Origin of the sequence: Paraburkholderia dipogonis (assembly GCF_042680985.1) — a bacterium.
Lineage (GTDB): Bacteria > Pseudomonadota > Gammaproteobacteria > Burkholderiales > Burkholderiaceae > Paraburkholderia > Paraburkholderia phytofirmans.
The window spans coordinates 1-22,793 of record NZ_JBHUFR010000034.1 but is presented as its reverse complement, the minus strand read 5'-3'; the positions used below and the strand labels follow the sequence as shown (position 1 = coordinate 22,793).

Annotated in this window: 20 protein-coding genes; 10 read left to right on the top strand and 10 right to left on the bottom strand. The window is 62.6% G+C overall.

The window, feature by feature from the left end; translation table 11 throughout:
* Positions 1–297: 297 nt before the first annotated feature.
* Both ACFSNN_RS35505 and ACFSNN_RS35500 read right to left on the bottom strand, forming a co-directional pair.
* Positions 298–1,017, bottom strand: a complete 720-nt coding sequence (locus ACFSNN_RS35505; RefSeq protein ID WP_134463437.1) for a GntR family transcriptional regulator — start codon at positions 1,015–1,017, stop codon at positions 298–300.
* A complete protein-coding gene (locus tag ACFSNN_RS35500; RefSeq protein ID WP_134463435.1) occupies positions 995–1,213 on the bottom strand; it encodes a hypothetical protein in 219 nt (72 codons plus the stop codon). The genes ACFSNN_RS35505 and ACFSNN_RS35500 overlap by 23 nt, the downstream gene beginning before the upstream one ends.
* A 363-nt stretch (positions 1,214–1,576) precedes the next feature.
* On the opposite strand from ACFSNN_RS35500, the gene shiA reads away from it, so the two are divergent.
* The 3 genes from shiA (at position 1,577) to ACFSNN_RS35485 (ending at position 4,793) form a co-directional block, all read left to right on the top strand.
* Positions 1,577–2,896, top strand: coding sequence for a shikimate transporter (shiA, locus tag ACFSNN_RS35495; RefSeq protein WP_134463433.1), 1,320 nt, complete (start codon positions 1,577–1,579; stop codon positions 2,894–2,896).
* A gap of 354 nt (positions 2,897–3,250) precedes the next feature.
* Positions 3,251–4,654 carry an L-lactate MFS transporter gene (locus ACFSNN_RS35490; protein ID WP_134463431.1) on the top strand — a complete coding sequence of 468 codons (1,404 nt, stop codon included), beginning with the start codon at positions 3,251–3,253 and terminating at the stop codon, positions 4,652–4,654.
* A 10-nt stretch (positions 4,655–4,664) separates the two neighbouring features.
* Positions 4,665–4,793: an MFS transporter small subunit gene (locus ACFSNN_RS35485; RefSeq protein WP_134463429.1), complete on the top strand. Its 129-nt coding sequence runs from the start codon at positions 4,665–4,667 to the stop codon at positions 4,791–4,793.
* A gap of 110 nt (positions 4,794–4,903) precedes the next feature.
* Here the strand turns inward: ACFSNN_RS35485 and ACFSNN_RS35480 are convergent, their stop codons facing one another.
* The 4 genes from ACFSNN_RS35480 to ACFSNN_RS35465 all read right to left on the bottom strand — a co-directional run bounded on the left by ACFSNN_RS35480 (position 4,904) and on the right by ACFSNN_RS35465 (position 11,508).
* Complete coding sequence (locus tag ACFSNN_RS35480; RefSeq protein WP_244322952.1) at positions 4,904–7,561, bottom strand: YadA-like family protein; 2,658 nt, start codon at positions 7,559–7,561, stop codon at positions 4,904–4,906.
* Between the two features lie 624 nt (positions 7,562–8,185).
* Positions 8,186–9,406 (bottom strand): sensor histidine kinase, encoded by a 1,221-nt coding sequence (locus tag ACFSNN_RS35475; protein ID WP_134463427.1) that lies wholly within the window; start codon positions 9,404–9,406, stop codon positions 8,186–8,188.
* A 283-nt stretch (positions 9,407–9,689) separates the two neighbouring features.
* The gene (locus ACFSNN_RS35470) at positions 9,690–10,115 is read right to left on the bottom strand and encodes a DUF3830 family protein (RefSeq protein WP_134463425.1); all 426 of its coding nucleotides are present in this window, start codon (positions 10,113–10,115) and stop codon (positions 9,690–9,692) included.
* 481 nt (positions 10,116–10,596) lie between these two features.
* The gene (locus tag ACFSNN_RS35465) at positions 10,597–11,508 is read right to left on the bottom strand and encodes a helix-turn-helix domain-containing protein (RefSeq protein WP_134463423.1); all 912 of its coding nucleotides are present in this window, start codon (positions 11,506–11,508) and stop codon (positions 10,597–10,599) included.
* Positions 11,509–11,690: 182 nt separating this feature from the next.
* Here ACFSNN_RS35465 and ACFSNN_RS35460 point away from each other — a divergent pair, with 182 nt between their 5' ends.
* A complete protein-coding gene (locus tag ACFSNN_RS35460; protein ID WP_134463421.1) occupies positions 11,691–12,692 on the top strand; it encodes a helix-turn-helix transcriptional regulator in 1,002 nt (333 codons plus the stop codon).
* A 150-nt stretch (positions 12,693–12,842) separates the two neighbouring features.
* Here the strand turns inward: ACFSNN_RS35460 and ACFSNN_RS35455 are convergent, their stop codons facing one another.
* The 4 genes from ACFSNN_RS35455 to ACFSNN_RS35440 form a co-directional block, all read right to left on the bottom strand.
* Positions 12,843–13,364 (bottom strand): acyltransferase, encoded by a 522-nt coding sequence (locus tag ACFSNN_RS35455; RefSeq protein WP_134463419.1) that lies wholly within the window; start codon positions 13,362–13,364, stop codon positions 12,843–12,845.
* Positions 13,365–13,382: 18 nt separating this feature from the next.
* A complete protein-coding gene (locus tag ACFSNN_RS35450; protein ID WP_134463417.1) occupies positions 13,383–13,775 on the bottom strand; it encodes a nuclear transport factor 2 family protein in 393 nt (130 codons plus the stop codon).
* Between the two features lie 8 nt (positions 13,776–13,783).
* Positions 13,784–14,569 carry an SDR family NAD(P)-dependent oxidoreductase gene (locus tag ACFSNN_RS35445; protein ID WP_134463415.1) on the bottom strand — a complete coding sequence of 262 codons (786 nt, stop codon included), beginning with the start codon at positions 14,567–14,569 and terminating at the stop codon, positions 13,784–13,786.
* A gap of 96 nt (positions 14,570–14,665) precedes the next feature.
* Positions 14,666–15,544 (bottom strand): alpha/beta fold hydrolase, encoded by an 879-nt coding sequence (locus tag ACFSNN_RS35440; RefSeq protein ID WP_134463413.1) that lies wholly within the window; start codon positions 15,542–15,544, stop codon positions 14,666–14,668.
* A gap of 172 nt (positions 15,545–15,716) precedes the next feature.
* Here ACFSNN_RS35440 and ACFSNN_RS35435 point away from each other — a divergent pair, with 172 nt between their 5' ends.
* The 6 genes from ACFSNN_RS35435 to dmpG all read left to right on the top strand — a co-directional run bounded on the left by ACFSNN_RS35435 (position 15,717) and on the right by dmpG (position 22,629).
* Positions 15,717–16,628: an SDR family oxidoreductase gene (locus tag ACFSNN_RS35435; protein ID WP_134463411.1), complete on the top strand. Its 912-nt coding sequence runs from the start codon at positions 15,717–15,719 to the stop codon at positions 16,626–16,628.
* 111 nt (positions 16,629–16,739) lie between these two features.
* Positions 16,740–18,314, top strand: a complete 1,575-nt coding sequence (locus tag ACFSNN_RS35430) for a DUF1302 domain-containing protein (protein WP_134463409.1) — start codon at positions 16,740–16,742, stop codon at positions 18,312–18,314.
* 99 nt (positions 18,315–18,413) lie between these two features.
* Positions 18,414–19,793: a DUF1329 domain-containing protein gene (locus ACFSNN_RS35425; protein ID WP_134463407.1), complete on the top strand. Its 1,380-nt coding sequence runs from the start codon at positions 18,414–18,416 to the stop codon at positions 19,791–19,793.
* A gap of 80 nt (positions 19,794–19,873) precedes the next feature.
* Complete coding sequence (gene dmpE / locus ACFSNN_RS35420; protein ID WP_134463405.1) at positions 19,874–20,656, top strand: 2-oxopent-4-enoate hydratase; 783 nt, start codon at positions 19,874–19,876, stop codon at positions 20,654–20,656.
* Between the two features lie 34 nt (positions 20,657–20,690).
* Complete coding sequence (locus tag ACFSNN_RS35415; RefSeq protein ID WP_377689440.1) at positions 20,691–21,590, top strand: acetaldehyde dehydrogenase (acetylating); 900 nt, start codon at positions 20,691–20,693, stop codon at positions 21,588–21,590.
* 10 nt (positions 21,591–21,600) lie between these two features.
* Positions 21,601–22,629, top strand: coding sequence for a 4-hydroxy-2-oxovalerate aldolase (gene dmpG, locus ACFSNN_RS35410; protein ID WP_134463403.1), 1,029 nt, complete (start codon positions 21,601–21,603; stop codon positions 22,627–22,629).
* The last annotated feature ends 164 nt before the right edge of the window (positions 22,630–22,793 follow it).

Below are 22,793 nucleotides of genomic sequence, written 5' to 3'. Positions count from 1 at the left end.
CGAGCAACGTAGTTGTTGAAAGGGCGTCTACTTGTAATTTCCTGGCAAATTCGGTGCGTGCTCCGCCGCATTGGCTACGCGGCTCGTCCTCGCGGCAAAAACGTCAACTTTCGGTTCGCGTCTTTTGATATATCACATACCATATTTTTAAGACCGTCAAGCGAGGTTTATCCCGCACTGCCCGGAAAGCCACGCGCCGTCTGCGTCCGACGCAAACAAAAAGGCCCGCCGGTGTCTCCACCGCGGGCCCTTCCTGTCCTACCCAACCATCGAGCGCCGCTCAGGCCGGCAGCCGCGTCAATCCAGAAAATCGCAATTGGCCTCGACGAACGCCGCCAGATCGAGCGAATGCTGACGCGTGAGACGCTCGGCCAGCTCCGTATCGCGTTTCTCCAGCGCCTCGATGATGCGCAGATGATCGACGATCGAGCGCGACGCGCGGTCGCTCTGCGAAATGGTCATGCGGCGAATCGCGCGCACGTGGATGAAGATGTTCTTGATCGTGTCGAGAATGATCTGCGACTTGGACAACTCGACGATTGCCTGGTGAAACGCGATGTTGGCGTCCGAATACTCGGCGATGTGTTCAGCCGGCGTCGCGTCGCGGAAGTTGTCGAACATGTGGCGCAGACGGGCGATTTCCTCGTCCGTGGCGTGCAGCGTGGCAAGGCGCGCCGCCATGCTTTCGAGCGCGGCCCACATCTGGATCATCTCGACGATCTCACGCTTGCTCTTGCGCACGATATAGATGCCGCGGCGCGGCACCATGCGCAGAAAACCTTCCTGTTCGAGCAGCGTCATGGCCTCACGCACCGGCGTGCGGCTCACGCCGAGCGACTCGCTCAGCACCCGCTCGTCGAGGCGGATTTCTTCGCGGTTCTGGTAGATATCCGCGTCGGCGATAGCCTGGCGGAGCATGGCATACGCCTGATCGCGCAAGCTCGCGCTCGCGCCGATCGGCTGCAATGACAACGTCAACGGTGTGGCCACTGATTCAGTTTGAAGTTCTGACGACATTCATCGCCTCTTGTTGAACATGCGCACGATACGGTCTTGCCACTGCCGCGCGTTGGTCGCCCAGACCGACGAAGCGGCCATGTTGCGCTGCAAGCTGCGCGACCGGCTGCGGAATCCAGCGGGTCAACAGCACGGTGGCGGCAGAGCCTAAACCAACAACAGCAACGGCGAGCAGCGAGAGAGGAACAACTTCCATTTGTAGCTCCGGATGATTGAGTGAAGGAATGACTCAATCATATGCTGCAATGCCGCAAAAATCAATATTCCGTATGTAGTATATCAGTCGTTGTTGTTTTCAGGACTACGCTCTCACGGTAGCACGGGCCGCTTTCGGGTGGTTCATTGCGATGCGCGAGTACGCGACACTCGGTGTAAACGCGCAAAACGCGCGCTATTCGCGCAGTCATGTTCGATGATCGCGCAATTTCGCGCGGATGTGGATTGTGGGATCGACTCCGCATCATTAACCTTCGCACATTCTGCAATCGATCGCGAGCGGCCACAGTCCTGCGTCCGCCGCACGATCCCGGCAGCCCGAGCGTTTCAAGGAGACAATTTCATGAGCACCACCATCCCGTCGGCCGCCACGGTCGACAGCCGCAAAGCGCGCAGCCAGGCTCGCCAGGCGGCGCTCGGCAGCTTTGTCGGCGCCGTGGTCGACTGGTACGACTTCCTGCTGTACGGCATCGTCGCCGCGCTCGTGTTCAATGCCGAGTTTTTCCCCAAAGTCAGCCCGGCGATGGGGACGCTCGCCGCGTTCGCCACTTTCGGCGTCGGCTTCCTGTTCCGCCCGCTCGGCGGCTTCGTATTCGGACACTACGGCGACCGGCTCGGACGCAAGCGCATGCTGGTGCTGACGGTAATGATGATGGGTCTGTCGACCGCCGCCATCGGCCTGCTGCCGTCGTTCGCCAGCATCGGCTGGTGGGCGCCGGCGCTGCTCGTCAGTCTGCGCGCGATCCAGGGCTTCGCGGTGGGCGGCGAATGGGGCGGCGCGGCGTTGATGGCCGTCGAAAGTGCGCCCGAGAAAAAGAAAGCGTTCTACAGCAGCGGCGTGCAGGTCGGCTACGGCGTGGGCCTCGTGCTCTCGACCGGACTGATTGCGCTGATCAGCCGTTCCATGGACAACGCCTCGTTCCTGAGCTGGGGCTGGCGCCTGCCCTTCCTGTTCAGCGTGGTGCTGGTGCTGATCGCGCTGTGGATCCGCTCGAGCATGGAAGAGTCGAAGGAATTCGTCGAGAAAGTCGGCAAGCACGGCGAACGCAGCGTTCGCCTGCCGATCGTCGAAGCCTTGCTGCGGCATCCGAAGGCGTTCCTGTTGATCATTGCGCTGCGTCTTGCCGAGTTGTTCACGATGTATATCGTGACCGCCTTCGCACTGAACTACTCGACTGCGAATCTGCACATGCCGCGCGAGTTCTTCCTCACCATCGGTTTGCTGGTGGGCGCGCTGAGTTGCGTGACGATTCCGTGCTTCGCCTTGCTGGCGGATCGCTTCGGCCGCCGCCGCGTGTATATCATCGGCGCGCTGGTCGGCATGCTGAGCGCGGTGCCGTTCTTCCTCGCGCTGGAAGCACGCTCGACGGTGTGGATCGTGGTGTTCGCCGTCATGCTCGCCAACGTCGCGCACGACATGGTGGTGAGCGTGCAGCAGCCCATGTTCACCGAACTGTTCGGCACCGAGTATCGCTACAGCGGTGCGGGCGTGGGCTATCAGGTGGCGAGTGTGGTCGGCGGCGGCTTCACGCCGTTTATCGCGGTTGCGCTGGTCAGCTTTGCCGGCGGCTCGTGGCATCCGGTGGCGGCTTATCTGGCCATTGGCTGCCTGATCTCGGTGCTCGTGGCGGCGAAGATGAAGACCGGGCGCACCGTCGCCTGAGTTTTCCCGATCGCGGTCAAGCGGGCCGGGGTGGCGAAAGATGCCACTGCCGGCCCGATTTGCTTTGGGCACCCGGTAGTTTATTCCGGACGACGGCACCGCCAAGCCGCGATTCGGCAGATTACGGTCGTGTTTCACCAGGCAAACACCTTATGTATTTGCATCTCATATTGCCAAGGGCATGATCGCGCCCTATCGTTCGACGAAGTTGATTTCGTCGCAGATTCGAGCACGCCATATGCAATCGAAATACATATATTGGCGGCAGCAAAAATCGCATTTTTTACGCCGCTAGACCTAAAGCATTGGTGTGCCGCGCCGATAACAACTCATTCGTCACCCCGGAGACCGACCATGAGCAGTATCACCGAGCCGAGCGGGAATTCAGGCTCCGCCCCCTTCTTTTCCAAACAGGCCACCGTCGCGAAGCCAGGTTTTTCGCGCTGGATGGTTCCGCCCGCGGCCCTTGCCGTCCACCTCTGTATCGGCCAGGCGTACGCCTTTTCCGTGTTCAACGGTCCGCTGACCAAGGTCATCGGCATTACGCAATCCAGCGCGGATGACTGGTCGCTGACCTCGCTCGGCTGGATCTTTTCGCTGGCGATCGTGTTCCTCGGTTTGTCGGCGGCCTTCGCCGGCAAATGGCTCGAACACGTCGGCCCGCGCCGCACGATGTTTACCGCCGCATGCTGCTTCGGCGGCGGCTTCCTGGTTTCCGCGCTCGGCGTGTATCTGCATCAGATCGTGCTGCTCTATCTGGGCTACGGCGTGATCGGCGGAATCGGACTGGGACTCGGCTACGTGTCGCCAGTGTCCACGCTGATCCGCTGGTTCCCGGACCGCCGCGGCATGGCGACCGGCATGGCGATCATGGGCTTCGGCGGCGGCGCAATGATCGCCGCGCCGCTGTCCGTGGCGTTGATGAACCACTTTCGCACCGCGACCAGCATCGGCGTGGCTGAAACGTTCATCGTGCTCGGCATCGCCTACTTCATCTCGATGACGATCGGCGCGCTTGCGATCCGCGTGCCGCCCGCGGACTGGAAACCGGCCGGCTGGACGCCGGGCGCCACCGGCCAGAACAAGATGATCTCGCGCAATCACGTGCACATCGATCAGGCGCTGAAGACGCCGCAGTTCTATCTGATCTGGCTCGTGCTGTTTCTGAACGTGACAGCCGGCATCGGCATTCTCGGCCAGGCCTCGGTGATGATTCAGGAGAGCTTCAAGGACACGGTGACGGCAGCCGCGGCGGCCGGTTTCGTCGGTCTGTTGTCGCTCTTCAACATGGGCGGCCGTTTCGTGTGGGCGTCGGCGTCGGACTGGATCGGCCGTAAGAACACCTACTTCATCTTCTTCGCGCTCGGCGCGGTGCTGTATTACCTCGTGCCGGGTTTCGCGGCGTCGGGCCACATCGCCCTCTTCGTGCTCTCTTACTGCGTGATCCTGACGATGTACGGCGGCGGCTTCTCCACCGTGCCGGCCTATCTCGCCGACATGTTCGGCACGGCGTTCGTCGGCGGCATTCACGGGCGGCTGCTGACGGCGTGGGCCGCGGCGGGCGTCGCCGGTCCGGTGCTGGTGAACTACATTCGCGCCTACGAAGTCGCACAAGGCGTCGCCAAGGCGGACGCCTACACGATGACCGTTCACATCATGGCCGTGCTGCTGGTAGTCGGCTTCATCTGCAACCTGCTGATCAAGCGTGTGGACGACAAGCACCACATGTCCGACGCACAACTCGCCAAAGGCGCTTAAGGAGACACGCATGTCGACCGTTCAAGCCGTGAATCAGACCAGCAAGGTCAAACTCGCCGTCTTCTGGCTGTATGTGACGCTGCCGCTCGCATGGGGCGTGGTCAATACGCTCTCGCAGGCGATGAAGCTCTTCAAGTAAATGTCGTTCGGCACCCCGCGCGTTCAGACGTGCGGGGTGCCGCTGCAGCGGGTGTCACTCGCTGACTGTCTACCGGCGCATTTCAAGCACGCCGATTTCCCGCCTCCCCGCTACCACTGATACGCCGCGCCGGCCGTGACCGCGGTCGTGGCGGAACTGATGCCCGCGCCGAGCTTCACCTTCAGACTCTGCGTGACGCGCGCCGACAGCCCCACCGCCACCGCTTGATACCCCTTGTAACCGGCCGTTCCGACGCCGATGGCGAGATTCTTCGTCGCGTCGACTTCGGGGATCGACGTCAGCGCCAGCGCCGATGCCGTTCCGGAGTAGGCATTGCGCGCCATGTCGCTCAAGCCGCCCTGGAACTGCTGCATGTTGACGGCGTCGGTCGGCCCCTGCCCGGCGGCGACGTTGGTGATGCGGCGCTCGCTGCCGGACGAGCCGACCGAAACCGTGTTCGTCACATCGGCCACCGAACCCTCGCCGATCGCCACCGAATTCGGCGCCGATGCTTTGGCACCGCCGCCGATCGCCACAGAACCGTTGCCGATTGCCTGCGCCGCCGTACCCGAACTGTTGACGGCAACGTAGGGACTGCCGGTGGTCTGGTTGTTCCGCACCACGTTGATCTGCTGGCTAAGCGTGCTGACAGTCTGGTTGGTGTTCCAGAGTTGCGCTCCCGTCACTGCGTCGGTACTGGCGGCCGACAGCGTGCCGTCCTGCAGATTGGTCAGTTGGACTTTCGGGGCATTGGCCGCCACGCCGCCGAGCGTGATCCTGTCGTGCGCCGAGCTGTCGTACTGCACCGCATTCGCGACCGCGCCGCCAAGATTGCCGACGGTGGTCTGCAAACCGGCAATATCGCTGCTGTTCTGCGTCACACGGCCATCCAGGTTGGTGATCGCGCTGCCGACATTGTTCACGACCGTGCCGCCCACGCTATACGACGGCGCCGAGACCGAACCGTCCGCGTTGACAGTCGCCCCGCCGCCGAGCGCTACCGCCGTGCTCGCCGCCTGCGCATACAGTTGCGAGCCGTTGACCGCGTCGCTGCTGGCCGGACCGAGCGCGCCGGCCGCCACGCCTGTGATAACGCGATGGCCCGCGGTGCCGGCCATATTGATCAGCTTGCCGTCCGTCACTGCACCGACATTGATGACGCGCGACACGGGATCCTGCGTGACCATGCCGATACCGCCGGTCTCCATGCTCTGCTGCAAGGTGCTAAGGCCATTGTCGAGCGAGCCGAGCGCGTCGCCGACGGTGGTTTGCGTGCCGCCCTGCACGTGATAGGTGGGGCCGGTCAGCGAACCATCGGCGTTGATCTGCGCGCCGCCGCCCAGCGCGGCCACCATCGGTTTGAACTGACCGAGATTGACCGCCGATGCGTCCGTGGTGCCCGCCGCGATCCCCGTCAGCTCGCGTGCGCCGCCCGTGCCGGTGAAATCGACGCGAGCGCCGTCCGTGTCTTTCGCCACGGTGAGATTACGCGAGGTCTGATCCTGCTGAACGAGCCCGATCTCACCGTTGGTGATCTGGTTCGTGATATTGCTCACGTCGCCTTCGATCGTCGTGGTGCGCTGATCGAGGTTGCTGATGCTTGTCGTGTTGTCGGTGACGCGCTGATCGAGGTTGCTGATGTTTGTCGTGTTGTCTGTGACGCGCTGATCCAGGTTGCTGATGTTCGTCGTGTTGTCGGTGACGCGCTGATCGAGATTGCTGATGCTCGTCGTGTTGTCAGTGACGCGCTGATCCAGGTTCGTGATGCTGCTGGTGTTCTGCGCGACGGCCTGATTGGTGGCAAACAGCTGCGCGCCGTTGACGGCGTCCGAACTGCCGGCAGCGAGAGTCGCGGCGCGCACATTGGTGAGCCGAACCGGCGCGGTAGTGCTGCCCAACGTGACGCTATCATGCGAGGTCGAATCGTACTGAACGGAATCGGCGCTGGCTTGAGTGCTGGACGTGACGACGGCCGCGAGCGCGGAGCCGACATCGTTGTATATCCTCCCTCCGACCTTATAGACGGGCTTCGCGATCGTTCCGTCAGCGGCAACGTCGGTGCCGCCTCCCAGCACGCCGGCCATGCCCTTCAACTGCGAGACTGTAACGGCATCGCTGCCCTGGGTGCCGGCCGCGACATTGGCGATCTGCCGTTGCAGCGCGGCGCTACCGACCGAGACCGTATTCGACCGGTCCGCGGAGGAATCCGCACCCAGCGCGACCGAGCCCGCTGCCGTGGCCGTCGCGCCGGAACCAAACGCGATTGCCTTCGTGGCGGCCTCCGTGATAAAGGCGCCGCTGCCCGCCACGATCGAGTTCGCCGCGTTCGTCTGGACGTTTGTCCCGATAGCCAACGCATTGACGTTCTGGACGGCTGCGTTATAGCCGATTGCAACCCCGTTCTCCGCAAAATAGTTGCTTGTCGCGCCGGCGCCCACCACCGTCGCATTGGATGCCAACGCAGCGGCTCCCGCGCCGACGGCGGTCGTATTGACCCGCGCAGCGCCGGAACTCGTGCCGATTGCGAGCGCATTATTGTCGATGGCCGTCGCACCGACACCGACCGCCATTGCGTTTTCGCCTCCCGACGCGGAGGTCGTCAAAGCGGGTGTGGTGAACTGACTGACGGCAATGAACTGGGTGACAGGTACTGGATCGCTCAACGCAGCAGTTGCAAGCGTTAGCGTTTTTGAACGGCTCACGTTGGATTCGGGCGTTTGGCTGACAGTCGCCAGATCGGCGACATCCCATTCGACAGGCGCGTTCATGATCGGGTTGGGCGACTCGCCAGCCGCTCTCGCAGGCAAAGCCATCACCAACGTCCCAAACAGACTGGTGCCTGCGGCTACCAGCGCGCTATATCCCGCAACCCCTCGCCCACCACGTTTTTTTGCCACCTCGAACGCCGCCGCGCATGTGCGGGCCGTGCTACTCCATTCGATCTTACAAAACTTGCTCAACATTCCTCCCAATCTTTTTTAGAAGATCCATGCACCAGGACTTTTACTATGCCATCCTAATTATTTAACGCGATCCAACATAAACTTAAGACAGCGTTATCACTTCGTTACGACACAAAGTCGCCGAACACAAATATACCGTGTAAAGCGATTTTTTAGCTTATATTGGAAAAAAGGCATAACCCTTTTAAGACTTAAAATGCCAAACGTCTTATATCGCACTCGTTATTTTTAGGCATTTCTAAGCAGCAGTTTTGACTTTTCCGAAATCAGCGCACAAGACAGTGCTAATTCCTATCGAAGTCCTCAAACAGGACGAACATCGACCAAAATGAGTCTACCCTCGGCAGTCAAATGGAAGTCATACAGGAGAACTACACGTGAAGAGATGTGAACTGATACAGCGGACCGTGCCGCGTCCAGGCAGATCGATCAGCCGTTCCCGGCCTCCAGGCGCATCGGAAAACTGATCTCGAAGATCGTCCCCTTGCCCTCCTGCGAGTCGAAACGAATCTCGCCCTGCAGCACCCGGCACAATTCCTTGACGATCGCGAGGCCCAGGCCCGCGCCCGGAATGTCCTCATCCGTGGCGCGCTCGAACTCCTTGAATACGCGCTCCCGGTCCGACGCGCCGATGCCGACGCCCGTGTCCGAGACGCGCAGGCGCCAGCGATCGTTTTCCGTCGCCGTCATGCTCAATTCGACCTGGCCCGCCTTGGTGTATTTGGCCGCGTTGGTCAACAGATTGAGCGCGACCTGTTTGAGTTTGAGACGGTTGGAGACGACCACGTCCAGCGCGCCGTCGAAGGCGGTCAGAAGCCGCAGCCCTTTCGCTTCGATCGCGCTTTCGCACGAAATCACCAGTTCGTCGAACAACTCCCGCAGCGCGAAGTTTTCCAGCGCGAGCGGACTGTCGTCGCCGAGCACCACCGAGTATTCGACCAGTTCGTCGACCAGCGTTTTCATATCGGCCGCCTGACGGTTGGCCAGCGCGAGCGCCGTCTCGACTTTGGCCGGCGCGCGGCTGATCAGTTGCAGCGCCATCGAAAACACGTTGAGAAAGTTGCGCAAATCGTGCACGACGCTGCGCGTGATCTGCATGCGCGACTCGTACAGATCGCCGACCAGCCGTTGCTTGAGCGTCAGTTCGTGATTGGCGCGCTCGAGGCGCCCGGTGTAGTCGTCGATCTTGCGGTCGCGCTCGTTGACGACCTCGCGGATCGAGGTCAGCGTGACGAAGCTCACGGCTTCCTCGATGAAATGCCTTGCCCGCTCCTCATGACGCCGCGTGAAAAACGGCCGCGCCTCGCTGAATTCGACGATCGCGCCGGTCAGCATCTGCCGGAACAGATCGAGCTCGCGCACCAGTTCGTCGATCCGGTAGCCTTGCTTCCAGCGCAATTTGCCGTGCAGGCGCGCGTCGTGTTCGATCGCGCTCTCGGCCTGGTCGAGATCCTGGCTCTCCAGCACGCTGCAGATTTCGTCGAGGATGTTCGGGATGTGATCGGCCAGTTGCTCGTAAGTGAGCCGGTCGGATTCGGTCAATTCTGCGTCGTGAAAAACAGCCTTCATCCACCGTTCGGTCAGTTCGACCTGTTGCAGACGCAACTGTTTGGCGAAAGCGGTGAGCGGCAGTACGTGCGAGTCTGTCATGTGGGAGACCTGGCGCCGCATGGCGGCGAAAATAGGTGTTCCGCGCCGCCCCCAAGGAGACTTCCTTCGGGACGCACTCAACGCGACCGCATGGACTGCAAACCGCGCTCAGGAGGCAAAGAATGAGCGCTGCGCAAGCCGCCCGGGCGCCTCCAGTATGCGCGATTTACGGAACAAAAATTAACCAGGGTTAGGACCTGTCCGCACCGGCGCGTCCCGCAGAAACAACTCCGCGTGAACACCGCCCGCTGGCAACCCCTTGCGCGACACCGCGCCCGCCGCTTCAGATCTTCTCGAACAGCACGTCCTGCGCGCCTTCCCACAACACCTTGGTGCCGAGCTCGCGCAGCTTCTCCTTGCCTTCGACGATCGTCAGGAAGTGGTTGCCCGCGAGTTGCCCCAGCTTGCTCGCGAAGCAGCATGAACCGTACGCGAGAATGATCTCGGTTTCGCTGTAGCCGCCGGGATAAAACAGAATGTCGCCGACCGACGGATGGCTCGTGTGATTCTCGAAGCCGACCGCCGCGCCGTCGTTCTCGAGCTTGAAGTCGCCGAGCGGCACCCAGCAGCCTTCGCCGCTCCAGCGCACGTGAATGAGTTTTTGCCGGTACGGCAGGAGCTTCAGGAAGGCAGCCACGGTTTGCGGCGCGTCCGGATGGGTTTCGGCGGTAAAGACATGGCCGCAGGAGGTGATTCGGAGTCGGGTCATCGCCAGGTTTCCAGTGTGAGAGTGAATTGGAATGGTCGGTCGGAGGTTTTGACGCAGGGCGGAAGCCAGGCCGCAGACACATGATTCTGTCGTCCGATGCAAGGCTTCGACAGATACAGTTCCGCCATCGCTGGTCAGGCCAGTTGGACCAGTGCCGACGTTTTGAGCGAACAACGCCCGGCAAGCCACATCGGCACGTCCATGCCAGGTCCAACCGCCTGGCCGCCACGAAACTTCGTAGTTTGCAAGCCGCGCAATGCGCAGCACACTGCGCGATGTGCGTGATTCCCCCAAGGCGGCTCATCGGACTGTACATTCCCGCGAGCCAGCCCTGCATGCGGTCGGAGGCAGGGCGGCAGTACTGCCCGGCGGCGCAAACGGCGAGGCTCCGGTGCCCTCATGCGGCTGCGTCAAACCGTTAACCGTCGTCCCGCCACTGCCTGCTGACCAGCCGGCCACTTCCAGCCGCGCAATCCGTACTTCAGCCGCGCAGCCGGTAAGCGAGCGGCGTCACGCCGTAGCCACGCTTGAACTGCACGGAGAAATGACTGGCATTCTCGAAACCAACCGCGATCGCAATCTGCAGCACGGTCTGATCGGTGGCAAGCAATAGCCGCGCTGCTTCCTCGAGCCGCAATCGCGACACGTACTGATGCGGCGTCTCGCCGGTCTCGCGGCGAAACACCCGCGCAAAATGGAAACTGCTTAGCCCCGCCTGTGCGGCCAGTTCGCTGATCGCCAGATCACCGTCGAGATTGGCGCGGATGTAATCGGTTACACGGTGGATCCGGCGCGGCACGAGGCGTTGCGGGCGCGCCGGCGTTCGGGCCGACGCAGGGCGGCCGCGCGCATAGTGCTGCAACAGATGCGTGGCGAGCGCGTGAACCAGCGCATCGACATAGAGACGCGAGTCGGACGGATCGGCGGCCGCGCGATGCAATGCGGCAAGCATGGCGGCGATCAGCGGATCACGAAACTGCATCGCGTCGCCGAGCGACAGCTCGCGGGAGCCGCCAAGCTCCATCTGATCGGCGACGCTGTCGATCAGGCTGCGCTCGATGTGCAAATGGACGGTCGACAGCGGCTCATCGCTGATCGAACGCCAGCGCCACGAGATCGGCGCGGGCGGCACGAACCAGAGGTCGCCCACGCGCAGATCGGCGCTTTCCCAGCGCCCGTTCAGGTTGCGCTCGAGATGCTCGGCGCCGCTCGCGAGGGTCATCAGCGTGAGGTCCTGCAGGCCGGGCGCTTCCAGCAGTTCCTGCTCGGCCGGTTCGAGATACGAGCGCAGCACCAGGTGCCGCCACGGGCGATCGACGCTCGACACCAGTTTCTGGCCCGCCATGTAGCGGTCGTAGGCGAGCGTCGTTGTGAGTTTTGGAATTCGTCCCATCACGTCCATTCCCAGGGAGGTGCCATATGAAGAGTGAACCCTGCCATGCCCGCGTTGCCGATCCTCTGTCGGAGCAAGAACTGAAAAATGATAGCAAGGAACCGGCTACCGCAATTTCTGGAAATAGCTAATCATTCAGGTTGTCGTCTTTCACGCGTTTCGAACGCCGGAGCTACCGTTTCATGGAACACGAATGCGATACGCTGCCGCACTGGTTGACCGGTTCGCCGCAAGGTGAAGCCGGGCACGCGTCGGCAGCATACAACTCGGCGGTTGCCGCCCAACCGGCTTACCCGGCCGGCACGCGGCAACTCGAGAAATCAGCCCACGCGGCTGAAGCATCCAGGGCACCCAACCGCACCGCAACAGGCGTGGCGCCCACAGGCTTTCTCACGCTCTTCACCGAGGAGGAAATCGGCACGCCCTCGCCCGCCGCGCGGCGCGCCGCACCCGTCATCAGTCCGCTGGTGCGCTTTGGCAGCGCGCAGGACCGCATCGAATTCGTGCGGCAGCGCATCAAGCAACTGGGCTTCGACTCGTTCAGCTATTCGGCCACGCGCACGTCGGCGCATCACAAGACGATGTTCGTGCTGACCAGCTACGAGTCGCAGAGCTGGCTCACGCGTTATTTCCGCGAGCGTTATTTCGAGCTCGACCCGCGCGTGGCGCTCGCGTCGCCCACCGGCCTGCCGTTTCTCTGGAATACGGCCGACATGCGCGCCGACCTGCCGCGTGCGCAAATGCGCAGCGAACGGCTCGGCGGGCTGATCGACATGCTGGAAGTGACCGGGCGCAAAAGCGGCATTCTTACGCAAATGCCGCTGCCGGAACCGGAGTTGAGCGCGAGCCTGTGCTTCAACTCGGAGATCGGCAATCCGCGCTGGATGACCGAGTCGATCGTGGCGGAGACGCTCATGTTCGCGCACACGATCCACGAATTCATCTGGACGCACGCGAAGAGCGTGATCGGCATCGCGCCCGCGCAGCAGCAGCGCGTCACGCTGAGCGAGTTGCAGCATGCGGTGCTGAAGGCGGTCGTGCAGGGTCAGCGGGACAAGGAAATCGCCTACTTTCTCGGGCTGTCGCCGCATAACGTCGACTACCACTTGCGTCGCCTGAGGCAGTTGTTCAACGTGCGCAACCGCGTGCAGTTGATCAATGTCGCGCAGGCCTATGTGACGTAGAGGCTGGCAAGGTCGCAGCCGGCACGCAGGCGCGTGTCGGCTGCGGGCCTCTCGCAATCGGATCATCTCGGCGCGCCTGCTGCGTCGTACAGGCGGCTGGACTGCTCCACCGAGGCAATTTCTCACGCCCCGCAGCGCCGCTCGCGAGGCTCACACGCTGCGCATCGTGCGCAGGCAATCCGCCGCAAGCTGCTGATACGCGCGCGTACCCGATGACTTCGCGCGAATCTCCTCATCGTCCAGCAGACGCACCACCCGCCCCGGCACGCCCGCCACCAGCACGCGCGGCGGCACATGCCAATCCTTCTTTACGAACGCGCAGGCGGCCACGATGCTGGCCTCGCCGAGCACCGCGCCGTCCATCACCACGGCGTGCATGCCGACCATGGTGTTCCGTTCGAGTGTCGCGCCGTGAACGATCGCGCCATGGCCGATATGGCTGTCGACTCCGAGCCAGCACGTGTTGTCGACACCCGTATGCAGCATGCAGGCGTCCTGCACGTTGCTGCCGCGCTCGACCACCACGGCGCCGAAATCGCCGCGCAGGCTCGCAAACGGCCCGATGTAACAGCACGCGCCCACCGTCACGTCGCCGATCAGCACGGCGCTCGGATGCACATACGCCGACGGATCGACGCGCGGCCGCTTGCCGTTGAACTCGTAGAGCGCCATCGCTTCACGCCGGCCGCGTCAGGCTGACTGCGACGACAGGTGATAGTCGTCGGCGCCCCAGTACGCGCGCATGCGCACGATCTTGCCGGCGGCGTCGAAATCCATCACGTCGGTCACGTCGATATATGCGGGCTGTCCGTCTTGCGACGCGACATGCACGCGAAAGCTGATCGACGCGCTATTGCCGTGCGAGCCGCGCGGCGGCGCCATCAGCTCGAGCCGCGCGCCCACCGAAGTGGCGTATGCATAGAACGCGTCGATCTCGCTGCGGCCTTCTTTCACCGGCGTGCCGACCGGATCCTCGACACTTGCGTTATCGGCGAACAGCGCGATCACGCGCGCCGCGTCGGCCGCGTTGAACGCCTCGATATATTCGACGAGGCGCGCCTTCATGTTTTCACTCGTGTTCATTCGCGCTCCTAGCGTGCGGTATAGCCGCCGTCGATCACCAGTTCCGTGCCCGTCACGTAGCGGCCGGCCGGCGAGACCAGATAGAGAATGCCCGCGGCGATATCCTGCGGATCGCCGATCTTCGCAAGCGGCACGAGCGTTTTCATGTGCGCGAAAATCTGCTCCGGGTCGCCGAGCCTGGCGAAGGCTTCTTCGAGCAACGGCGTGCGAATGAAGCCGGGGTGTACGGAATTCGCGCGGATGTTCTGCGTGGCGTACAGCATCGCCTCGGTCTTCGCCATCAAGCGCACCGCGCCTTTCGACGCGTGATACGCCGGCACGTCCGGCCCGCCGACAAGGCCGTACATGGACGACAGATTCACGATCGAGCCGCCGCCCGCGGCCAGCATGTGCGGGATCGCGTACTTGGTGCAGAGGAACACACCCGTGACATTGACTTCGATGACTTGCTGCCACTGCTGCAGCGTCATTTCATGCGTCGGCAGATTCGCGCCTTCGATGCCCGCGTTATTCACCAGCGCGTCGAGTCGTCCAAAACGGGCGGCGATTTCACCGAACACGCTTTGCACGCTGCCTTCCTGCGTCACGTCCATCTTCCAGAACGCCGCCTTGCCGCCCGATTCGTTGATCTCGGCGACGAGTTGTTCGCCGGATTCGGTGAGCACGTCGAGCACGGCGACCGCCGAGCCGGCCGCCGCCAGCGTGCGTGCCGTCTGCGCGCCGATGCCGCGCGCGCCGCCCGTGATCGCGGTCACTTTGCCGCTCATGTCGAATAGCTGATAGGGAAATGTCATACCGTCTCCGTCATGTTGTAGTTGGATGGTCCGCCTTGCGCGGCGTCACGCGTTGTCACGTCACGCGGTGCAGCGCGCCGTATTCTGGAGCATGCCTCAAGCGCCGCGCCGTTCCGCGAGAAATTCCAGGCATTCGCGATTGAAATACCGCCGGTGTTCAACCATCACCCAATGGCCGCAGCGATTCATCAGCACGAAGCGCGCGTCGGCACAATGTTCGAGGAAGCGCATCGCGCCGCTCGCCGGATTGAAGCGGTCGTCGCTGCCCCAGAAGCCGAGCACCGGACACTTCAGCTCGGCGAGGCGCGCGGTGAGATTCGGCACGCGCATGGTCGAGAGCACTTCGGGCGGCTGTTGCTCGCACACGCGCAGACGTTCGTCGACCAGCGCGTCGGTAACGAGGCTGCGATCGAACACCAGCATTTCGAGCAGTTGCCGCATGGTCAGCCGGTTCATCTGCCGGTTCGTGAACAGCGCCACCATCTTCTGGATGCCGTCCATTCTGAAATACGTCTCGCGCTCTTCGACGCCGCCGGGCGCCATCATGATCAGACTCTCGACGTCCTCGGGATAGTCGAGCGCGTATTGCAGCGCGATCGCGCCGCCAAGCGAATTACCGAGCAGTGTGGCCCGCCCGATGCCGTTGGCCGTGAGTTGCGCACGCAATGCGCTGACGAAGAAATCGAGCGTGTAGTGCGCGCCGGCAGGTTTCGACGATGCGCCGTAACCCGGCAGATCGACCACGATCGGCCGGTGGCCGGCGGCCGCGAATTGCGGGTAGTTGTGTTTGAAATTGCTGAAGCCGCTCGCTCCAGGGCCGCTGCCGTGAATGAACACGACGGGCGCGCCGCTGCCGGCTTCGAAGTGATGGAGCGTGAGGCCGCCGGGCACCTGGGTGAAAACGCCGGGGGGCGGCCGCAAAGCTGCGCGCGATTGCGGCGCGGCTTCCTGAAACTCGGTGGGCGTTGCGGTCATGCGCGCTTGTCTCCTTTCGCGCCGCGCTCTTCGGCGCGACAAATGGTATGTGAGTCGCCAGCGCAATCATCATCGGCGCGAACACGCGGATCGGCATCGTCCTTTCAGACTACGAGGCGCCGCCGCATTTCTCCTACCATCGGGCCCACACGAACTGACGGAGACAGCGGCAATGACAGGATTCGATTTCAGCGGCAAGGTGGTGCTGGTGACGGGCGGCACCAAGGGGATCGGTGCGGGCATCGCGCAAGCGTTCGTCGCGGCTGGAGCGACGGTTTATGTGTGTGGACGGACGCCACCGGAGAGCGCCGCATCGGGCTCGCCCGAGCGGCACGATCCGCGTGAAGAGCAGTCGGGAAGCTCTCATGACGACACGCCTCGCGATCCGTCCGCGCACGCGCCAAGTCCAAATCCGCGCTTCATCGCCGCAGACGTGCGCGATATCGACGCAATCGACGCCATGCTCGCGCAGGTCGATCGCCAAACTGGCCGCCTCGATATCGTGGTCAGCAACGCGGGCGGCGCCCCGTTCGCGCTCGCCGCCGATGCCTCGCCGCGTTTCACCGACGCGGTCATCCGCCTGAACCTGCTCGCGCCGCTGCAACTCGCGCAACGCGCCAATGCGCTGATGCAGCGCCAGCGCGAAGGCGGCGTGCTGTTGTTCATCGGCAGTGTGAGCGGCTTGCGGGCCTCGCCAGGCACAGCCGCCTACGGTGCGGCCAAAGCGGGCCTGCTCAATGCCGTGCGTTCGCTGGCGGTCGAATGGGCGCCGAAGGTACGCGTCTGCGCGGTGAGTCCGAGTCTCGTGCACACCGAGGCCGCCACCAACGGACACACCGGCTCATCGCCAAGCGACGCGCCAGACGCCTCGCTCGCTCGCATCGAAGCAACGATTCCCGCAGGACGTCTCGCTCAGCCCACCGACATCGCGTCCGCGTGCCTCTTCCTGGCGTCGCCGCACGCGGCGTATGCATCGGGCAGCAATCTGATTCTCGAAGGCGGCGGCGAAGTGCCGGCCTTTCTCGCCGCCACTGGCTTGCATCGAGCCTTCACCGCGAAGTCCGACGAATCTGCACGCCAGTAGTGCGCACGTCCCCAGGACAATCGACTAGTCCGTTTTGACGATTCTCACGCAGCACGCGCCGCCTAACCTCTGAGCACAACAAATTTCAGATGTGACCACAGAGGAGACAGAATGCAAATCAACGGAACACGAGAGCGCGCACCAGCGATGCGCGTGCTGTGCGCGGCATGCAAACTCGCGATGCTGGCCGCGGCGACGCTCACGATGGCCCCGGCCCACGCGGGCGACACGCTCAATCTCGGCGCGGACACCACGCTCGATTACACCTTCACGCTCGGCTACGGTCTCGGCATGCGCACCCGTGCGCCGAGCGGCAACCTGCTCACGCCGGAGAACATCAACGGCGATGACGGCGACCGCAACTTCGCCAAAAACAAGCTGATCCAGAACCAGGTGAGCCTGCTCGGCGAAGTGAATCTGAAGCACGACGACTGGGGCGTGTTCGTGCGCGCCGACACGTTCTACGATCAGGCCTATCAACATCCGAACTACAACGACGCACCCGGCACAGTGAATCACGGCGGCGTCTACAACAACTTCACCGAGCAGGCGAATTACTGGGCCGGCGGCCGCACACAATTGCTCGCGGCTTACGTGTACAACACATTCAAGCTAGGCGGCACGAGCCTGAACGTGAAGATCGGCGATCAGGTCGTGGCGTGGGGCGAGAGCGTGTTCTTCCCGAACATCGCGGGGGCGCAAGGCCCTGCTGACGCCACCAAATCTTTCGTCGCGGGCGCAGAAGTGAAGGACATTCTGCTGCCTGTTCCGCAGATCTCCACGCAATGGCAGATCGCGCCGAATTTCAGTTTGCTCGGCTATTACCAGTTCTCTTTCCAGCCGAACCAGTTGAGCGCGCCCGGCAGTTACATGAGCTATTCCGACGTGGTCGGCCCCGGCGCGGAATACATCATCGGACCTGGCGGCATTCATATTCCGCGCGGTGACGACATTCGTCCCGGCAACAGCGGCCAATGGGGTCTCGGCGCGCGCTGGCGCGTGCTCGGCGATACGGAAATCGGCGCCTACTACCTGCACTACAACGACATGAACCCCAGCGTCGTGACGACCTATTTCCCAACGCTCGGCTATCAGCAGAAGTACTTCGACAACATCAAGCTCAGCGGCCTGAGTTTTTCCACTGATCTGAACGGCGTGAACGTGGCGGGCGAAACCTCGTACCGGCAAGGCGCCGCCGTGCTCGTGAATACGGCAGCCGGCGCGCAGACCACTCGCGGCGACATCTGGCAGTCGAATCTCTCCGCGATCTATTCGATCGGCCCGACCTTCCTCGCCGCCTCGCAAACGCTGGTGGGCGAAGTGTCGTACGTGCACGCGGGCAACATCACGCCGCTGCTCGGCTCGTCGACGCTCGCCAACACGCGCAATTCCGCCGCCTTCGAAGTGGCCTGGACGCTCAGCTACAAGAACGTCTTCAGCGGCTGGGACGTCGACGTGCCAATCACTTACGCCGACGACTTTACCGGCAAATCGGCACTGGCCGGCGCGCTCGGTTCGATGACCGGTGTCGGCGATCACCGCGTGACGGTCGGCGTGAACTTCACGCGTCTGAGCAACCTGAAACTCGCGCTCGTCTACGCGAAGTTTCTCGGCCGTCCGGACCCGACCAACCGCCCGCTCGCCGATCGCGACTATGTGCTCGCAACCGCGACCTATTCGTTCTAAATCGACGCGCCGCGCTGAACCCGAAGGTGAATCCGCGGCGCCTTGCAACACGCATCACCCTTTGAATCAGCCGTCTTTTTACTGCAAGAGGATTTGGTCATGAGTCGAATTTTCAATCCCGCACTGCGTGTCTGCGTGTTCGCTGCCGGCGCCGCGTTCGCAGCCGTATCGTTCGCCAAAACCAGCCCGGAAGATATTGCAAAACTCGAAGGACCGCTCACGCCGATGGGCGCCGAGCGCGCGGCCAACGCCGACGGCACGATCCCCGCATGGAGCGGCAAGTGGTTCGGCACGCCGCCCGGCGTCGATTACAAGCAGGGCCAGCGCTTTCCCGATCCGTATGCAGGCGAGAAGCCGCTCTTCGTGATTACCGCGCAAAACATGCAGCAATACGAAGCGCGCTTGACCGACGGCGAAAAAGCGCTGCTCAAGAAGTATCCCGACACCTTCAAGATTCCGGTCTATCCGAGCCACCGCGATTTCAGTTACGGCGATGCCGTGTACAAAGACATCCGCCTGTACGCGCCGACCACGACGATGACGAAGGACCAGAACGGCCTGAAGGAGTTTCCGCCGGTCACGCCGTTCCCCGTACCGAAGAACGGCGTCGAGGCAATGTGGAATCTGCGCTTCGCCTCCACCATTGAAGGCGAAACCGCGACTTACGATCAGGCCGTCGTCTATCCGGACGGCAATATCGCGTGGGGCAAGGTGCAATACGCAATCTACGGGCCGCGCAGCGCGGACCGCTTCGATCCGAAGAATGCACTGAACAGCAAGAGCTTCTTCCGCCAGACCACCATGCTGCCGCTCTCCGATCGCGGCACGATCATCACCGGCTTCGAGATGTGGGATCAGGAAGGCTCGGATACGCGCCGCACCTGGTCGTATAACCCCGGCACGCGGCGCGTGCGGCAGGCGCCGGAGTTCGGCTTCGACCAGCCCGAAGGGCCGGGGGGTTTCCGCACCGTCGACGACGACCGCCTCTTCAACGGCTCGGGCGAACGTTACGACTGGAAAATCGTCGGCAAGCGCGAGGTATATGTTCCGTACGACAACTACAAGCTGATGGACCCGTCGATCAAGTACACGGATCTGCTCACCAAGGGTCACGAGAACATGCAGTACATGCGCTTCGAACTGCATCGCGTCTGGGTGTTGCAGGCGACGCTCAAGTCCGGCTATCGCCATCAATACGCGAAACGTGTGCTGTATCTCGACGAAGACACTTGGAATGCCGTGGCCGCTGACAACTACGACGCGCGCGGCACGCTGTGGCGCACAAACTTCGCGCCGACGCTCTATGCATTCGATGCGAAAACTTTCTATTCGACCGCCGTGTTCTATCACGACCTGATCTCGGGCGCCTATTATGCCGACCGTCTCGTGAATCAGGAACCGATGCCCGTGCTCACGCGTGGCTCGCAATTAACTGAAGCCTACTTCTCACCTGACGCGATTCGCGGCGCGGGCAACTGAACCCGTTTGCTCGTCTTTGCGGGCAGGAGCAGGCGCCGCGTTAGTGCGGCGCCGCTCGTAACTTTCAACTCGTACCGGTCATGACCTCGACACTTCACGCCAAACTCGGCGACACGCTCTATCGCGCCTGGCTCGATCGCACGCCGGTCGCGCCGTTCTCCGCGCGCCCGGAAGGTTTGCCGCTCGCCGACGCCTACCGTGTGCAACAGCAGTTCATCGCACGCCGGCTCGCGGCCGGTGAAACCGTCGTCGGCAAAAAGATCGGCGTGACCAGCCAGGTCGTGCAGGACATGCTCGACGTGCGGCAGCCCGACTTTGGCGTGCTGCTTTCGGGCATGCACTACGCCGCCGGCGAGGCGATCCCCATCGACACGCTGATCCAGCCGCGCGCGGAAGGCGAGATCGCGTTCTATCTGCAACACGATCTGCGCGGCCCCGGCGTCACGCGCGAACACGTGCTTGCCGCCACCGGCTCGGTGGGCGCGTGCTTCGAGATTGTCGATTCGCGCATTCGCGACTGGGCGATCCGCATCGGCGATACGGTCGCCGACAACGCCTCGTGCGGCGTCTACGTGCTCGGCGACGAGCGCGTGCCGACGAACTCGCTCGATCTGGCCGCCTGCCGCATGACGCTCGACAAAAACCGCGAACGCGTTGCCGAAGGTATCGGCGCCGCGGCGCTCGGCCATCCCGCCGATGCTGTCGCCTGGCTCGCCAATACGCTCGGCGAACTCGGCATGCCCCTGCTCGCGGGCGAGGTGGTGCTGTCCGGTTCGCTCGCGGCGCTAATTCCCGTGACCCGTGGCGACGAGCTGGAAATGCATATTGAAGGCATCGGCGGTTGCGCGGTGCGTTTCGTCTGAAGTCTCGACCGTCTCTCACTTAAGGATGCATTGAATGAGCAAGATCAAATGCGCGTTGATAGGGCCCGGCAACATCGGCACCGATCTGCTGTACAAACTGCGTCGCAGCGCGGTCCTCGAACCAGTCTGGATGGTCGGCGTCGACGCCGCCTCCGAAGGCCTCGCACGGGCCCGCGAACTGGGCCTCAAAACAACCGCTGAGGGCATCGACGGACTGCTTCCGCACCTGGCCGCCGACCACATTCGTATTGCCTTCGACGCCACGTCCGCGTACGTGCACCGCGAGCACTCCGACAAGCTGACCGCGCGCGGCGTACGGGTGATCGACCTGACGCCCGCCGCGATCGGTCCGTTCTGCGTGCCACCGGTCAATCTCGCCGCGCAGAACGACCAGCAGGCGATGAACGTCAACATGGTCACATGCGGCGGCCAGGCGACCATTCCGATGGTGTATGCCGTGTCGCGCGTACAGCGCGTGGCGTACGGCGAGATCGTCGCCACCGTGTCGTCGCGCTCGGTCGGACCCGGCACGCGCAAGAACATCGACGAGTTCACGCGCACCACGTCGCTGGCAATCGAACAGATCGGCGGCGCAACCGTGGGCAAGGCGATCATCGTGATCAATCCGGCGGAGCCGCCGCTCATCATGCGCGACACCATTCACTGTTTGACCGAAGGCGATCCGGACATCGATGCAATCACCGCCTCAGTGCACGCAATGGTGGATGAAGTGCGGCAGTATGTGCCTGGCTATAAGCTGAAAAACGGCCCCGTTTTCGACGGCCGGCGCGTCTCCGTGTTCATGGAAGTCGAAGGCCTCGGCGACTATTTGCCGAAATACGCCGGCAATCTCGACATCATGACCGCAGCCGCCGCGCGCACCGCTGAAGTCTTCGCTCAACAGATGCTGGCAGCATCGCCCGTCACTGCGTAAGGAGCCGACCATGTCTCTCGAAGGAACTCGCGTTACCGTGCACGACATGACGTTGCGCGACGGCATGCACCCCAAGCGTCATCAGATTTCACTGGAACAGATGCGCACCATCGCGCGTGGTCTCGATGCCGCCGGCGTGCCGTTGATCGAAGTCACGCATGGGGATGGTCTTGGAGGCGCGTCGGTGAACTATGGTTTTCCCGCGCATACAGACGAGGCGTATCTGAGCGCCGTGCTGGGCGAACTGAAGCAGGCGAAGGTGTCGGCGCTGTTGATTCCCGGCATCGGCACCGTGGACCATTTGCGCATGGCACATGGGCTCGGCGTACAGACAATTCGCGTGGCGACGCACTGCACTGAAGCGGACGTGTCCGAGCAGCACATTGGTCTTGCTCGCAAGCTAGGGATGGATACGGTTGGTTTTCTGATGATGGCGCATATGGCGCCGCCTGAGCAGCTTGTCGAGCAGGCGAAGTTGATGGAATCGTATGGGGCGAATTGTATTTATGTCACCGACTCGGCGGGGTACATGTTGCCTGATGACGTGACCGCGCGGATTGGTTGCGTGCGCGCCGCGTTGAAGCCGGAGACTGAGCTGGGATTTCACGGGCATCACAATCTGGCGATGGGCGTGGCGAATTCGATTGCTGCTGTTGCCGCCGGCGCGAACCGGATCGATGCTGCTGCGGGTGGGCTTGGGGCGGGGGCTGGGAATACGCCGATGGAGGTGTTTGTTGCCGTTTGCGAGCGGATGGGGATTGAGACTGGGGTTGATGTGTTTTCGATTTCGGATGTGGCCGAGGATCTTGTTTTGCCTATCGTGGATGCGCCTGTTCGCATCGACAGGGATGCGTTGACGCTTGGGTATGCTGGAGTTTATTCGTCGTTCCTGTTGTTTGCCAAGCGGGCTGAAGCCAAGTACGGCGTGGCCGCCAGGGATATTCTGGTCGAGCTGGGGAGGCAGCGGCTTGTCGGCGGGCAGGAGGATATGATCGAAGATACCGCTTTGAATATTGTTAAGGGACGTGTTGCTGTTTAGTGGTTTTTGTTGCCTTCGCGGCGATCTCTTCTTTGTTCCTTGCGACGTTGGCCTTTCCTTGAATTCGCGGTGGTCCATTGGCGTTTCCCCTGCGCGAATTCCGGAAAGGGGGCCTGTCATAAATTTTGTGTGTAAGGCATAACATGTAGCTCAAGGAGCATGTA

What these genes read in the sequence shown, in the direction of transcription:
- dmpG (WP_134463403.1), top strand. Translation starts at nt 21,601, where the DNA reads ATGTCTCTCGAAGGAACTCGCGTTACCGTGCACGACATGACGTTGCGC.
- ACFSNN_RS35440 (WP_134463413.1), bottom strand. Translation starts at nt 15,544, where the DNA reads ATGACCGCAACGCCCACCGAGTTTCAGGAAGCCGCGCCGCAATCGCGC.
- ACFSNN_RS35490 (WP_134463431.1), top strand. Translation starts at nt 3,251, where the DNA reads ATGAGCAGTATCACCGAGCCGAGCGGGAATTCAGGCTCCGCCCCCTTC.
- ACFSNN_RS35415 (WP_377689440.1), top strand. Translation starts at nt 20,691, where the DNA reads ATGAGCAAGATCAAATGCGCGTTGATAGGGCCCGGCAACATCGGCACC.
- ACFSNN_RS35500 (WP_134463435.1), bottom strand. Translation starts at nt 1,213, where the DNA reads ATGGAAGTTGTTCCTCTCTCGCTGCTCGCCGTTGCTGTTGTTGGTTTA.
- ACFSNN_RS35505 (WP_134463437.1), bottom strand. Translation starts at nt 1,017, where the DNA reads ATGTCGTCAGAACTTCAAACTGAATCAGTGGCCACACCGTTGACGTTG.
- ACFSNN_RS35470 (WP_134463425.1), bottom strand. Translation starts at nt 10,115, where the DNA reads ATGACCCGACTCCGAATCACCTCCTGCGGCCATGTCTTTACCGCCGAA.
- ACFSNN_RS35450 (WP_134463417.1), bottom strand. Translation starts at nt 13,775, where the DNA reads ATGAACACGAGTGAAAACATGAAGGCGCGCCTCGTCGAATATATCGAG.
- dmpE (WP_134463405.1), top strand. Translation starts at nt 19,874, where the DNA reads ATGACCTCGACACTTCACGCCAAACTCGGCGACACGCTCTATCGCGCC.
- ACFSNN_RS35460 (WP_134463421.1), top strand. Translation starts at nt 11,691, where the DNA reads ATGGAACACGAATGCGATACGCTGCCGCACTGGTTGACCGGTTCGCCG.
- ACFSNN_RS35475 (WP_134463427.1), bottom strand. Translation starts at nt 9,406, where the DNA reads ATGACAGACTCGCACGTACTGCCGCTCACCGCTTTCGCCAAACAGTTG.
- ACFSNN_RS35445 (WP_134463415.1), bottom strand. Translation starts at nt 14,569, where the DNA reads ATGACATTTCCCTATCAGCTATTCGACATGAGCGGCAAAGTGACCGCG.
- ACFSNN_RS35465 (WP_134463423.1), bottom strand. Translation starts at nt 11,508, where the DNA reads ATGGGACGAATTCCAAAACTCACAACGACGCTCGCCTACGACCGCTAC.
- shiA (WP_134463433.1), top strand. Translation starts at nt 1,577, where the DNA reads ATGAGCACCACCATCCCGTCGGCCGCCACGGTCGACAGCCGCAAAGCG.
- ACFSNN_RS35480 (WP_244322952.1), bottom strand. Translation starts at nt 7,561, where the DNA reads ATGAACGCGCCTGTCGAATGGGATGTCGCCGATCTGGCGACTGTCAGC.
- ACFSNN_RS35455 (WP_134463419.1), bottom strand. Translation starts at nt 13,364, where the DNA reads ATGGCGCTCTACGAGTTCAACGGCAAGCGGCCGCGCGTCGATCCGTCG.
- ACFSNN_RS35425 (WP_134463407.1), top strand. Translation starts at nt 18,414, where the DNA reads ATGAGTCGAATTTTCAATCCCGCACTGCGTGTCTGCGTGTTCGCTGCC.
- ACFSNN_RS35485 (WP_134463429.1), top strand. Translation starts at nt 4,665, where the DNA reads ATGTCGACCGTTCAAGCCGTGAATCAGACCAGCAAGGTCAAACTCGCC.
- ACFSNN_RS35430 (WP_134463409.1), top strand. Translation starts at nt 16,740, where the DNA reads ATGCAAATCAACGGAACACGAGAGCGCGCACCAGCGATGCGCGTGCTG.
- ACFSNN_RS35435 (WP_134463411.1), top strand. Translation starts at nt 15,717, where the DNA reads ATGACAGGATTCGATTTCAGCGGCAAGGTGGTGCTGGTGACGGGCGGC.